Genomic DNA, 13,556 nt, shown 5'->3' with positions numbered 1-13,556 from the left:
ACGAGCATGAACGGATGGCCGTACGAACAGTTTGAAAAAATGTCAGACGAAGAGTTGGTCTTATTGGCGCGCAACGAAGGGGATAGCGACGCGCTCGAGTTTTTGATTGAACGATACCGGTATTTTGTTCGAGCAAAAGCCCGCTCTTATTTCTTGATTGGTGCAGATCATGAGGACATCGTCCAAGAGGGCATGATCGGTCTCTATAAAGGGGTGCGGGACTATAAAGACGAGCGACTCGCCTCGTTCAAAAGTTTTGCCGAGATGTGTATCACACGTCAGATGATTACAGCAATCAAGACGGCGACGCGTCAAAAACATATTCCGCTCAACTCATATGTGTCACTCGATAAACCGATTTTTGATGAGGAATCTGATCGGACGTTGCTCGATGTCATTTTGCCACCACATCCGACGGACCCGCAGGAACTAATCGTTACTCAAGAAGAGCAGACATTTATGGAAGCGAAGATGGATGAGATTTTAAGTGATCTCGAGCGGAAGGTGTTGCGTCTTTATTTAGACGGACGTTCTTACCAAGAGATTTCAGACGACCTCGACCGTCATGTCAAATCGATTGATAATGCGTTACAGCGCGTGAAGAAGAAGTTTGAACGCCATGTCGACGTCCGAATGCTCACGAGCTAACCGATGATTGACCGCGTGCCTCCTATGTGATACTTTAAAAGCAGCGCCTTGTCCGTAGACGCCATTTACAGGAGGCGTTTTTTTTTCGCTCTTTTTTAAGAGGGATTAGTCGAAAGGGGCGCTTATGAATGGCAAAGAAAGTAAGTCTCGCTTGCTCAGAATGCGGGTCTCGGGAGTATTCGACGACAAAAAAAGATGGTGTGTCGACACGGCTTGAAATGAAAAAGTTTTGTCGCCGCTGTAACGCGCATACGATGCATCGAGAATCAAAGTAACGTAGATTGGCATTCAATGTAGGAGGAAGCTACCATGAACTTTTTGCGCGACGTATGGAAAGAGTTGAAAAAAACGAGTTGGCCAACTCGTAAAGAACTCACGAAATATACCGTTACCGTCATCGCGACCGTTGTCGTGATTGGCCTGTTCGTGTTCGGCGTAGATACTGGAGTCAGCTATCTCGTCAATTTATTGATTAACTAAGGAAGAGGTGAAAGCCGTGGAGAAACAGTGGTTTGTTGTCCAGACGTACTCAGGTTTTGAGAATAACGTCAAAGAAAACCTAGAACGTCGAATCGGTTCGATGAACATGGAAGATAAAATTTTCCGCGTCCTCGTCCCGACTGAAACGACGCAAGAAGAAGTCACATTAAAGAGTGGCGAAAAGAAAATTAAAGAGCGTGAAGTCAAAAGTTTCCCGGGCTACGTGTTCGTAGAGATGGTCATGACTGACGATTCATGGTATGTTGTCCGCAACACGCCTAACGTCACCGGCTTCCTCGGTTCAACGGGTGGCGGAGCAAAACCAATCCCGCTTCAACCGGACGAAGTGACAAACGTCTTGTCACAAATGGGTCTCATCGAGAAGAAAGATCGTTACAACTACGAACTCGGTGACCTTGTCCGCGTGAAAGAAGGCGCGTTCGAGAACTTTGAAGGTACAATCGATGAGATTGAAGCTGACAAAGAGAAGCTCAAAGTCGTGGTCGACATGTTCGGTCGTGAAACAAAAATTGAGCTTGATTTCGAACAAGTTCAGAAAATTAACTAAACCCACTTGCTAATCCGTGAAACGGATGGTACAATCGAAAATGTTTGATGTTGTGCTATATTTCGGTACAAACTCGACCTAATAGATTGAGTGGGAGGGCGCACAACGTCCAAGAAACCACATTTTAGACTTAAGGAGGTGTGTCTCGTGGCGAAAAAAGTTTCTAAACTCGTTAAACTTCAAATCCCAGCTGGTAAAGCTAACCCAGCACCACCAGTAGGTCCAGCACTTGGTCAAGCAGGTGTTAACATCATGGGATTCTGTAAAGAGTTCAACGCTCGTACACAAGACCAAGCCGGATTGATTATTCCTGTAGTCATCACGGTATACGAAGATCGTTCGTTTACATTCATTACGAAAACTCCACCAGCTGCAGTTCTTTTGAAGAAAGCTGCTGGTATCGAGAGTGGTTCTGGTGAACCAAACCGTAAGAAAGTAGCAACGGTTAAGCGTGACAAAGTTCGCGAAATCGCTGAACTTAAAATGCCTGACCTTAACGCATCATCTGTAGAAACAGCGATGCTTATGGTTGAAGGTACTGCACGTAGTATGGGTATTGTAATCGAAGACTAATTGTTAGTCTCTGGGGTTGTCGGTGAATACTGCTCACCTTCAATCCCTTCATTATGTGGGAGGAAATTCCGCTAACCACAAGGAGGAAAAGATCATGGGTAAAAAACACCAAGAAGCAGCTAAGCTTGTTGACCGCACGAAGTCATACGACCTCGCTGAAGCTGTCGAGCTCGTTCAAAAAACAGCTACTGCTAAATTCGATGAAACAATCGAAGTTGCTGTCCGTCTCGGCGTAGATCCGAAGAAAGCAGACCAACAAATCCGTGGTGCCGTTGTACTTCCACACGGTACTGGTAAAACACAAAAAGTTCTCGTCTTCGCTAAAGGTGAGAAAGTGAAAGAAGCGGAAGCTGCTGGCGCAGACTACGTTGGCGACGCTGAGTACATCAACAAAATCCAACAAGGATGGTTCGACTTCGATGTAATCGTTGCGACACCTGACATGATGGGTGAAGTTGGTAAACTTGGTCGTGTTCTCGGACCTAAAGGCCTCATGCCTAACCCGAAAACAGGAACAGTTACTTTCGACGTAGAAAAAGCAATCGCGGATATCAAAGCTGGTAAAGTTGAATACCGTGTTGATAAAGCTGGTAACATCCACGTTCCAGTTGGTAAGAAGTCATTTGAAGCATCTAAACTCACTGAGAACATCGAGACAATTCTCGAAACACTCATGAAAGTGAAGCCTGCTACTGCAAAAGGAACTTACCTTAAAAACATCGCGCTTTCATCTACAATGGGTCCTGGGATCCGTGTAGCGACTGCGGATTTCCTTAAGTAATCTTGTTGAAATAAATTGTTGACAACGTGTGACACCGCTGTTAAAGTAATACACGTTCAACCGAATATGTTGGATTACCGTAGACAGAAGGTGGACATCGGTCCGTAAACCCTTCCGAGGTGTCTTTGCTCGAACTTGAGCCTGTTGTCACAGGTTTACTTTCAAACAATTACGCCCTCGTATGTCTTCATACGAGGGATTTCTTTTGGAGAGCAGCCTCTCGTCCGGTATAAGAATTGACTAGGAGGTGCAAACACATGGCAAACGAAAAAATCGTAGCTCAGAAATCGGCACTCGTCGATGAAATCGCTGAGAAAATGCAAGCGAGCGTTGGAACAGTTGTTGTTGACTACCGTGGACTTACAGTTGAAGAAGTGACTACACTCCGTAAATCACTCCGTGACGCTGGAATCGAGTTCAAAGTTTACAAGAACGGTCTTCTTCGCCGCGCAGCTACTCAGTCGAACTTCGAAGGTCTTGACGAAGTCTTCACTGGTCCTACAGCAATCGCCTTCTCTAACGAAGACGTTGTTGCTCCAGCGAAGATCTTGAACGACTTCTCGAAAGAGCACAAAGCGCTCGAACTCAAAGGCGGAATCATCGAAGGCAAAGTGACTTCACTCGAAGAAATCAAAGCCCTTGCAGAACTTCCATCACGCGATGGTCTTCTCTCGATGCTTCTCAGCGTACTTCAAGCTCCAATCCGTGGGCTCGCAGTCGCAACAAACGCAATCGCAGAACAAAAAGAAGAGCAATCAGCTTAATTTTTATCGCGTAGCGTAACTCAAAAAACTTTTTCACAACATCAAAGGAGGAAAACCATAATGGCTTTCAACAAAGAGCAATTCATCGAAGACCTCAAATCAATGACGGTTCTCGAACTTAACGAACTCGTAAAAACAATCGAAGAAGAATTCGGCGTATCAGCAGCAGCTCCAGTAGCAGTTGCAGGTGCTGGCGCAGGCGCAGCAGCTGAAGAGAAAACTGAATTCGACGTAGTACTCACAAACGCTGGCGCTGGTAAAATCAACGTCATCAAAGCTGTTCGTGAAATCACAGGTCTCGGCCTTAAAGAAGCAAAAGCACTCGTTGACGGAACTCCAGCTCCAGTCAAAGAAGGCGTTTCTAAAGAAGACGCTGAGTCAATCAAAGCTAAGCTTGAAGAAGCTGGCGCATCTGTTGAAGTTAAGTAATTCAACTTCACAACCTATAGAAGCTCGCCACGGCGAGCTTCTTTTATTTCCTTGAAGAAAGGGTTAGGAGGTTCAACGCATGGGAGATCATTACTACACGAACGATCCACGTTCGGAAAGTGCCCCGGAGACATGGACGTACGAGTTGCGAGGGAAACAGTATCATTTCACTTCGGACCGCGGTGTGTTCTCGAAAGGATCGGTCGATTTTGGGTCGCGTCTTTTAATTGAGTCGTTTGAAGTGCCTGATGTCTCAGGACGTATTTTAGATGTAGGCTGTGGCTATGGTCCAATGGGGATCTCGCTTGCCGATGCCTCTGGGCGTGAAGCCTTGCTCATTGATGTAAATGAGCGTGCGCTGGCGCTCTCTGAGCAAAACGCCGCCCGTAATGGAGTGACGGTCGAAACACGACTTTCTCACGCGTATGACGCGGTGGGGGGAGAACGGTTTGCCGCCATTGTCACCAATCCGCCGATTCGCGCGGGGAAACAAGTCGTCCATACGATCTTGCGTGAAGCACATGCGCATTTGGTCGATGGGGGAGCAATCTATGTCGTCATTCAAAAGAAACAAGGAGCACCTTCTGCTAAGAAATTACTAGAAGAGGTGTTTGGTCAAGTCGAAACAATTGCGAAAGAGAAAGGTTACTTTATTTTCCGAGCAATTCGGTCTTGACAAACGGTGAAGTCTTGTTGACTCGCCATAACGTATATGCTAACATTATAAAATGCCATTGGAATGGAATTCGCTTGAAACTGCCGTGTCTGCTGCTTTTTAGGGACGGAAAACGAGCGACATTCAATGACAATGTTCGATTATTACGCCCGAAAAATTCGCTAAAGAATTGGGGGTCTGAGAGGTGAATCAGTTGACTGGTCAACTTGTTCAGTACGGTCGTCACCGTCAGAGAAGAAGCTTTGCCCGTATCAGTGAGGTATTAGAGCTTCCGAATTTGATTGAAATTCAAACTGCTTCTTATGAGTGGTTCTTGCGTGAAGGATTGAAGGAAATGTTTACGGACATTTCGCCGATTTCCGACTTCACAGGAAACCTCGTATTGGAGTTCATCGATTACTCGCTCAGCGAGCCGAAGTATTCGATCGATGAATCGAAGGAGCGCGACGTTACTTATTCTGCGCCACTTCGCGTAAAAGTGCGTCTCCAAAACAAAGAGACAGGTGAGCTCAAAGAACAAGAAGTGTTCATGGGGGATTTCCCGCTCATGACAGAATCGGGAACGTTTATCATTAACGGCGCAGAACGCGTCATCGTTTCCCAGCTTGTCCGTTCACCAAGCGTGTACTATAACGCTAAACTCGATAAAAACGGTAAACGTGGATTTGGCGCAACCGTCATCCCGAACCGTGGTGCTTGGCTCGAACTTGAGACAGACGCTAAAGATATCGTTTATGTTCGTATCGACCGTACCCGTAAAATTCCGGTAACGGTGTTGTTGCGTGCCCTCGGATTCGGTACGGACCAAGAAATTATCGACCTTCTCGGGGATGACGAATATCTTCGTAACACCCTTGAAAAAGATAATACAGAGTCTACAGAGAAAGCGTTGATTGAGATTTATGAGCGTTTACGCCCTGGTGAACCACCAACGGTAGAAAACGCAAAATCACTTCTCGTGTCACGTTTCTTCGACCCGAAACGCTATGACTTGGCGAACGTCGGTCGCTATAAGATGAACAAAAAACTTCATCTTAAGAACCGCTTGTTCGGTCAAAAATTAGCGGAAACACTCGTGGACCCAGAAACAGGTGAAGTACTCGCTGAAGCTGGAACAGTCCTCGACCGTCGCAACTTAGATCGTATCCTCCCACACTTGGAGAACGGCCTCGGTTATGTCGATGCGGAACCAACTGGTGGTGTCGCTGAAGGTGAACCGTTCGGTCTTCAATCAATCAAAGTCATCTCACCAGATGACCCAGATGGAGAGCGTATCTTGAACATCATCGGAAATGGCAATATCGACCGCAGTATCAAGCATATTACGCCGGCTGATATTATCGCTTCAATCAACTACTTCTTCAACTTACTTCACGAAGTCGGAACAACAGATGACATCGACCACTTAGGAAACCGTCGTCTTCGTTCAGTCGGAGAACTTCTCCAAAACCAATTCCGGATCGGGCTTTCTCGTATGGAACGTGTCGTAAAAGAACGTATGTCGATTCAAGATCAAAACGCGATCACACCGCAAGCGCTTATTAACATTCGCCCGGTAATCGCATCACTTAAAGAGTTCTTCGGTAGCTCGCAATTGTCACAGTTCATGGACCAGACGAACCCGCTTGCTGAGTTGACGCACAAACGTCGTCTCTCTGCACTTGGACCGGGTGGTTTGACACGTGAACGTGCTGGTTTCGAAGTTCGAGACGTTCACTATTCGCACTACGGTCGGATGTGTCCAATCGAAACACCGGAGGGACCGAACATCGGACTCATCAACTCACTCTCGTCTTATGCGAAAGTGAACGAGTACGGTTTCATCGAAGCACCGTATCGTCGTGTTGACCCGGAAACAGGTCTTGTTACTGGCGATATCCAATATATGACGGCTGATGAGGAAGACCTCTACGTCGTCGCACAGGCGAACATGCCGCTCACAGAAGACGGTCACTTTGCAGACGAACAAGTTCTTTGCCGTTTCCGCGGACAAAACTTGTCAGTTGAGCCAAGCCGAGTCGATTACATGGACGTCTCGCCGAAACAGGTTGTTTCTGCCGCGACAGCATGTATTCCGTTCCTTGAGAACGATGACTCGAACCGTGCCCTCATGGGAGCGAACATGCAACGTCAAGCAGTACCACTTCTCCAACCAGATTCACCGATCGTCGGTACTGGAATGGAGTACGTGTCTGCGAAAGACTCTGGGGCAGCGATCGTTGCGAAATACCCAGGTGTCGTTGAACGCGTCACAGCGCGTGAAATCTTGATCCGTCGCACGTCTGACGTCAACGGTTCTGAGGTTTCAGGTGATTTAGACCGTTACAAACTTCAAAAATATGTCCGTTCAAACCAAGGGACATGCTACAACCAGAAACCAATCATCGCAGCTGGCGACCGTGTCGAAAAAGGAGAAATCCTCGCAGACGGTCCGTCGATGGATATGGGTGAGCTCGCGCTCGGCCGTAACGTCGTCGTTGCCTTCATGACATGGGATGGTTACAACTATGAGGATGCGATCATCATGAGTGAGCGTCTCGTGAAAGATGACGTGTACACATCGATTCATATCGAAGAGTACGAGTCAGAGTCACGTGACACGAAACTCGGGCCAGAGGAAATCACGCGTGATATTCCAAACGTCGGAGATGACGCACTTCGTAACTTGGACGATCGTGGAATTATCCGCATCGGAGCTGAAGTTAAAGATGGCGATATCCTCGTCGGTAAAGTAACGCCTAAGGGAGTTACAGAATTGACGGCGGAAGAGCGTCTCTTGCACGCAATCTTCGGTGAGAAGGCACGTGAAGTACGTGATACGTCACTTCGTGTACCAAACGGTGGAGACGGAATCATCTTGGATGTCAAAGTGTTCGACCGTGAAAACGGCGACGAATTGTCTCCAGGCGTCAACCAAATGGTACGTGTCTATATCGTTCAAAAACGTAAGATTCACGAAGGGGATAAGATGGCGGGACGTCACGGTAACAAAGGTGTTATCTCGCGGATCCTCCCTGAAGAAGATATGCCATACATGCCAGACGGTACACCGGTTGACATCATGCTCAACCCGCTTGGGGTACCATCTCGTATGAACATCGGTCAGGTGCTTGAACTTCACTTAGGAATGGCAGCGAAGAAGCTCGGCATCAAAGTGGCAACACCTGTATTCGATGGAGCGCGTGAGGAAGACGTATGGGCAACGATTGAAGAGGCTGGTATGGATAAAGATGCGAAGACGCGTCTCTATGACGGTCGTACGGGTGAACCGTTCGATAACCGTGTCTCTGTCGGTGTCATGTATATGATCAAACTCGCGCACATGGTTGATGACAAACTTCACGCTCGTTCGACTGGACCATACTCACTCGTTACGCAACAACCGCTCGGTGGTAAAGCACAGTTCGGTGGTCAGCGCTTCGGGGAGATGGAAGTTTGGGCTCTTGAAGCGTACGGCGCAGCCTACACGCTCCAAGAAATCTTGACAATCAAGTCGGATGACACGGTTGGTCGTGTGAAAGCATACGAGGCCATCGTGAAAGGCGAGAGCGTTCCGAAAGCGGGCGTTCCTGAATCATTCCGCGTCTTGATCAAAGAGCTTCAAGCGCTCGGTATGGAAGTCAAGATGATGTCAGCGGATGATGAAGAAGTCGAAATGAAAGATGAAGATGACGACAACATCCCGAACGCAACATCGGCGTTAGAACAAGTCGTTCAACCGACTGTTACGGAAGAGGAATAAGGCGAAAAGGGAGGTCGGCCCCTTGGTAGATGTTAATCGATTTGAATATATGAAAATCGGCTTGGCTTCATCAGAGAAGATCCGTTCGTGGTCTTACGGTGAAGTCAAAAAGCCGGAAACGATCAACTATCGTACACTTAAACCAGAGAAGGACGGATTGTTCTGTGAACGAATCTTCGGTCCTACGAAAGACTGGGAATGTTACTGCGGGAAGTACAAACGAATCCGTTATAAAGGAGTCATTTGTGACCGTTGTGGCGTTGAAGTGACGAAAGCGAAAGTACGTCGCGAGCGAATGGGCCATATCGAGCTCGCGGCACCAGTTTCGCACATCTGGTACTTCAAAGGGATTCCAAGCCGCATGGGGCTTGTTCTCGATATGTCACCACGTGCACTTGAAGAAGTGATTTACTTCGCTTCTTACGTGGTTACAGAGCCAGGTGATACACCGCTTGAGAAGAAACAACTTCTCTCGGAAAAAGAGTTCCGTCTCTATCGTGAAAAATACGGTAGCGACTTCAAAGCAGACATGGGTGCTGAAGCAATCCGCACACTCCTTCAAGACGTCAATCTTGAAAAAGAAGTAGGCGAGCTTCGAGAAGAGTTGAAAACTGTCCAAGGTCAACGTCGTACACGTGCGATCAAACGTTTGGAAGTTCTCGATGCGTTCTTCACATCAGGGAACAATCCAGACTGGATGATCCTTGAAGTACTTCCTGTCATCCCACCAGAGCTTCGCCCAATGGTACAGCTCGATGGTGGACGCTTTGCGACATCTGACTTGAACGACTTGTATCGTCGAGTCATCAACCGTAACAACCGTCTCAAACGTTTGCTCGATCTCGGCGCGCCGAACATCATCGTGCAAAACGAGAAGCGTATGCTTCAAGAAGCGGTTGACGCCCTCATCGACAACGGTCGTCGTGGTCGTCCGGTAACAGGTCCTGGTAACCGTCCGCTCAAATCACTTTCACACATGTTGAAAGGGAAACAAGGTCGTTTCCGTCAAAACCTTCTTGGTAAACGGGTCGACTACTCAGGACGTTCGGTTATCGTCGTAGGACCGAACTTGAAGATGTATCAGTGTGGTCTTCCAAAAGAGATGGCACTTGAGCTCTTCAAACCGTTCGTGATGAAAGAGCTTGTCGGTCGTGGCATCGCTTCAAACATCAAGAACGCAAAACGCAAAATCGAGAAGATGCAACCTGAAATCTGGGGCGTCCTTGAAGAAGTCATCCGTGAGCACCCAGTTCTCTTGAACCGTGCCCCGACACTTCACCGCCTTGGTATTCAAGCATTCGAACCGATTCTTGTTGAAGGTCGTGCGATTCGCCTTCACCCACTCGTATGTACGGCTTATAACGCCGACTTCGATGGTGACCAAATGGCCGTCCACGTTCCGCTTTCTGCAGAAGCACAAGCGGAAGCACGTCTTCTCATGCTCGCTGCACAGAACATCTTGAACCCGAAAGACGGTAAACCAGTTGTTACACCATCGCAGGATATGGTCCTCGGTAACTACTACATCTCACTTGAACGTGAAGATGCCGTCGGTCAAGGGAAAGTGTTCTCGAACGTCAACGAGGCATTGATCGCTTACCAAAACGGATATGTCCACTTGCACTCGCGTGTGGCGCTTCCGGCACGTACGCTCAACAACCCGACGTTCACAGACGAACAGAACGAGAAACTGCTCATTACGACTGTTGGTAAGATGATCTTCAACGAAATCTTGCCGAACACGTTCCCATACTTGAACGAGCCGACGATGGAAAACTTGCAGGAAGCAACTCCTGATAAGTACTTCATCGACAAAGGGGCGAACGTTGCGGAAGAAATCGCATCACGTCCAATTATCGACCCGTTCAAAAAAGGATTCCTTGGAAAAGTCATCGCGGAAGTGTTCCAGAAGTTTGAAACGACTGAAACAAGCCGCATGCTTGACCGCATGAAAGATCTCGGCTTCAAACACTCGACGAAAGCCGGTGTGACAGTTGGGATCGCCGACATCATCGTACTTCCTGATAAGCAGGAAATCTTGGATGAGGCACAAAAACAAGTCGACCAAATCATGAAGTCGTTCCGTCGTGGTCTCATCACAGAAGATGAGCGTTACGAGCGCGTTGTACGTGCTTGGAACGAAGCGAAGGATGAAATTCAATCTCGATTGATGAAATCCCTCAACCGCTTGAACCCGATCTTCATGATGTCTGACTCTGGTGCCCGTGGTAACGCCTCTAACTTTACGCAGCTTGCGGGTATGCGTGGTTTGATGGCCGCTCCATCTGGTCGCATCATCGAACTTCCAATCAAATCGTCATTCCGTGAAGGTCTGACGGTTCAAGAGTACTTCATCTCGACTCACGGGGCTCGTAAAGGTCTTGCCGATACAGCCTTGAAGACAGCCGATTCAGGTTACTTGACGCGTCGTCTCGTTGACGTTGCGCAAGATGTCATCATCCGTGAAGAAGATTGTGGAACAGACCGCGGGATTCGCGTATCTGCACTCCGCGAAGGTACGGAAGAAATCGAAAACTTGTACGACCGCCTCGTCGGACGTACATCGTTCGAAACGGTCACACACCCTGAAACGGGCGAAGTGTTGGTCGATAAGAACGAATTGATCACAGAAGACATCGCACGCGTCATCGTTGATGCGGGTGTCGAGCAAGTTGAAATCCGTACGGCCTTCACATGTAACACGTCACACGGCGTATGTAAGAAGTGTTATGGACGTAACTTGGCTACTGGATCAAATGTTGAAGTCGGGGAAGCCGTCGGTATCATCGCCGCACAATCAATCGGTGAGCCAGGAACGCAGCTTACAATGCGTACCTTCCACACAGGTGGGGTTGCCGGAGACGATATCACACAAGGTCTTCCACGTATCCAAGAGGTATTCGAAGCCCGTAACCCGAAAGGTCAAGCGGTCATCTCGGAAATCTCTGGTACGGTCATCGACTTCACGGAATCGCGTGACAAGCGTGAACTCACGGTCGAAGGATTCAGTGAAACACGTTCTTACACGATTCCATTCGGAGCGCGTCTCCGTGTTCAAATCGGCGATACAGTAGAGGCCGGTGAAGTCTTCACGGAAGGTTCGATCGATCCGAAAGAATTGCTCGCCGTCCGTGGTGTATCTGGTGTTCAGAACTATCTTCTCCAAGAAGTTCAAAAAGTATACCGGATGCAAGGGGTAGAAATTGGTGATAAGCACGTTGAGGTCATGGTTCGCCAAATGCTTCGTCGTGTCAAAGTCATCGAGTCTGGTGACACACCACTTCTCCCAGGTTCACTTGTCGACATCAGCGTCTTCAAAGAAGCGTGTAAAGATGCGATTCGTGACGGTAAACACCCAGCGACTGCAAAACCAGTCCTTCTCGGGATCACAAAAGCATCGCTTGAGACAGATTCGTTCCTCTCAGCAGCTTCGTTCCAAGAAACGACTCGTGTCTTGACGGATGCAGCAATCAAAGGGAAACGCGACTATCTCCTCGGACTCAAAGAGAACGTCATCATCGGTAAACTTGTTCCAGCTGGTACTGGAATGGCGGTCTACCGTGATGTCGAACTTAAAGAAGATGAGGCGCCAGTTGCACTCGAAGATACAACGGTCGAGTAAAATACGTCTTGACAGCGCAGGTTGGCGGTGCTACTATGATTTAGTGCCGCCAATCGGTTGTTGTCGATGACAACGATGTCCAGCAGTCGGCAAGCTACTTGGACGTCCATCCGAACTTTCTACGGGAAGGTTTGGCTGCTACAATTGCCACTTTCAAGGTATAACTCACGTTTTTGCGAGGTCATGGAATGCCTACGCCTCGTAAAAGCGTTTCGTTATGACCTTAAATGAACCACCCGGGTCGGTGGGACTAGAAAATAGCAACATTCAGGAAGGGAGGATCTTCAAAGATGCCTACTATTAACCAGTTAGTCCGTAAAGGACGTAAATCGAAAGTCGTTAAATCTGACTCTCCAGCACTTAACAAAGGTTACAACAGTTTCATCAAGTCACAAACAAACGTGAGCTCACCACAAAAACGTGGTGTTTGTACACGTGTTGGTACAATGACTCCGAAGAAACCGAACTCGGCACTTCGTAAGTATGCTCGTGTTCGTTTGACTAACCAAATCGAAGTGACTGCGTACATTCCAGGTATTGGCCACAACCTTCAAGAGCACAGCGTTGTTCTTATCCGTGGAGGACGTGTAAAAGACTTACCAGGGGTACGTTACCACATCGTCCGTGGTGCGCTTGACACTGCAGGTGTTGATGGACGTATGCAAGGCCGTTCTAAATACGGTACGAAACGTCCGAAAGCTGCGAAGAAGTAATTCTCGCAAACTAAACTACAATTGAAATTTTGAAAGGAGGGTACTCGGATGCGTAAAAACCGTGCAGAACGTCGTGACGTTATCGCAGATCCGATCTACAACTCGAAATTGGTAACTCGCCTCATTAACCGTGTCATGTTAGACGGTAAAAAAGGTACAGCTCAAACTATCATTTACAACGCATTTGGCATCATCGCTGAACGCTCAGGCAAAGAGCCTATGGAAGTGTTCGAAGAAGCAATGAACAACATCATGCCTGTACTTGAAGTTAAAGCACGCCGTGTAGGTGGAGCTAACTACCAAGTTCCTGTTGAAGTTCGTCCAGAGCGCCGTACAACACTTGGTCTTCGTTACCTCGTGAACTACGCTCGTCTCCGCAACGAAAAAACGATGGAGCAACGTATCGCGAACGAAATCATGGATGCAGCCAACAACACTGGTGCGTCTGTTAAGAAACGCGAAGACATGCATAAGATGGCAGAAGCAAACAAAGCGTTTGCTCACTATCGTTGGTAATTTAATCGTAAAGTCCACTCCGCCAAGCATGGCTTAACGGAGTG

The 13,556-nt window shown here is 47.9% G+C and carries 13 protein-coding genes and 1 other annotated feature; all 13 genes read left to right on the top strand.

Annotated features, from left to right (window positions below; all coding sequences use genetic code 11):
• Positions 1 to 6 precede the first annotated feature (6 nt).
• Positions 7 to 648, top strand: coding sequence for an RNA polymerase sporulation sigma factor SigH (gene sigH, locus KNO91_RS14515; protein ID WP_031421852.1), 642 nt, complete (start codon positions 7 to 9; stop codon positions 646 to 648).
• A gap of 128 nt (positions 649 to 776) precedes the next feature.
• Positions 777 to 923: a 50S ribosomal protein L33 gene (gene rpmG / locus KNO91_RS14510; RefSeq protein WP_026824819.1), complete on the top strand. Its 147-nt coding sequence runs from the start codon at positions 777 to 779 to the stop codon at positions 921 to 923.
• Positions 924 to 957: 34 nt separating this feature from the next.
• The gene (secE, locus tag KNO91_RS14505) at positions 958 to 1,128 is read left to right on the top strand and encodes a preprotein translocase subunit SecE (RefSeq protein WP_074032412.1); all 171 of its coding nucleotides are present in this window, start codon (positions 958 to 960) and stop codon (positions 1,126 to 1,128) included.
• A gap of 16 nt (positions 1,129 to 1,144) precedes the next feature.
• A complete protein-coding gene (gene nusG, locus KNO91_RS14500; RefSeq protein WP_012727691.1) occupies positions 1,145 to 1,696 on the top strand; it encodes a transcription termination/antitermination protein NusG in 552 nt (183 codons plus the stop codon).
• A gap of 147 nt (positions 1,697 to 1,843) precedes the next feature.
• Positions 1,844 to 2,269: a 50S ribosomal protein L11 gene (gene rplK, locus KNO91_RS14495; protein WP_012727690.1), complete on the top strand. Its 426-nt coding sequence runs from the start codon at positions 1,844 to 1,846 to the stop codon at positions 2,267 to 2,269.
• A 94-nt stretch (positions 2,270 to 2,363) separates the two neighbouring features.
• Positions 2,364 to 3,050 carry a 50S ribosomal protein L1 gene (rplA, locus tag KNO91_RS14490; protein WP_074032415.1) on the top strand — a complete coding sequence of 229 codons (687 nt, stop codon included), beginning with the start codon at positions 2,364 to 2,366 and terminating at the stop codon, positions 3,048 to 3,050.
• A 59-nt stretch (positions 3,051 to 3,109) separates the two neighbouring features.
• Positions 3,110 to 3,263: a sequence feature (ribosomal protein L10 leader region), on the top strand.
• Positions 3,264 to 3,307: 44 nt separating this feature from the next.
• Entirely contained in the window at positions 3,308 to 3,814 is a 507-nt protein-coding gene (rplJ, locus tag KNO91_RS14485) for a 50S ribosomal protein L10 (protein WP_214697119.1), read from the top strand.
• Positions 3,815 to 3,874: 60 nt separating this feature from the next.
• The gene (gene rplL / locus KNO91_RS14480) at positions 3,875 to 4,243 is read left to right on the top strand and encodes a 50S ribosomal protein L7/L12 (protein WP_074032420.1); all 369 of its coding nucleotides are present in this window, start codon (positions 3,875 to 3,877) and stop codon (positions 4,241 to 4,243) included.
• 79 nt (positions 4,244 to 4,322) lie between these two features.
• Entirely contained in the window at positions 4,323 to 4,919 is a 597-nt protein-coding gene (locus tag KNO91_RS14475; protein WP_074032423.1) for a class I SAM-dependent methyltransferase, read from the top strand.
• 193 nt (positions 4,920 to 5,112) lie between these two features.
• The gene (rpoB, locus tag KNO91_RS14470) at positions 5,113 to 8,661 is read left to right on the top strand and encodes a DNA-directed RNA polymerase subunit beta (RefSeq protein WP_214791113.1); all 3,549 of its coding nucleotides are present in this window, start codon (positions 5,113 to 5,115) and stop codon (positions 8,659 to 8,661) included.
• Between the two features lie 22 nt (positions 8,662 to 8,683).
• Positions 8,684 to 12,283 carry a DNA-directed RNA polymerase subunit beta' gene (gene rpoC, locus KNO91_RS14465; protein ID WP_214791060.1) on the top strand — a complete coding sequence of 1,200 codons (3,600 nt, stop codon included), beginning with the start codon at positions 8,684 to 8,686 and terminating at the stop codon, positions 12,281 to 12,283.
• 290 nt (positions 12,284 to 12,573) lie between these two features.
• Complete coding sequence (gene rpsL / locus KNO91_RS14460; protein ID WP_012727683.1) at positions 12,574 to 12,996, top strand: 30S ribosomal protein S12; 423 nt, start codon at positions 12,574 to 12,576, stop codon at positions 12,994 to 12,996.
• Between the two features lie 48 nt (positions 12,997 to 13,044).
• Positions 13,045 to 13,512 (top strand): 30S ribosomal protein S7, encoded by a 468-nt coding sequence (gene rpsG / locus KNO91_RS14455; RefSeq protein WP_012727682.1) that lies wholly within the window; start codon positions 13,045 to 13,047, stop codon positions 13,510 to 13,512.
• The last annotated feature ends 44 nt before the right edge of the window (positions 13,513 to 13,556 follow it).

Source organism: Exiguobacterium sp. s59 (genome assembly GCF_018617475.1).
Lineage (GTDB): Bacteria > Bacillota > Bacilli > Exiguobacteriales > Exiguobacteriaceae > Exiguobacterium > Exiguobacterium aestuarii.
This window is presented reverse-complemented; position numbering and strand designations above follow the sequence as displayed.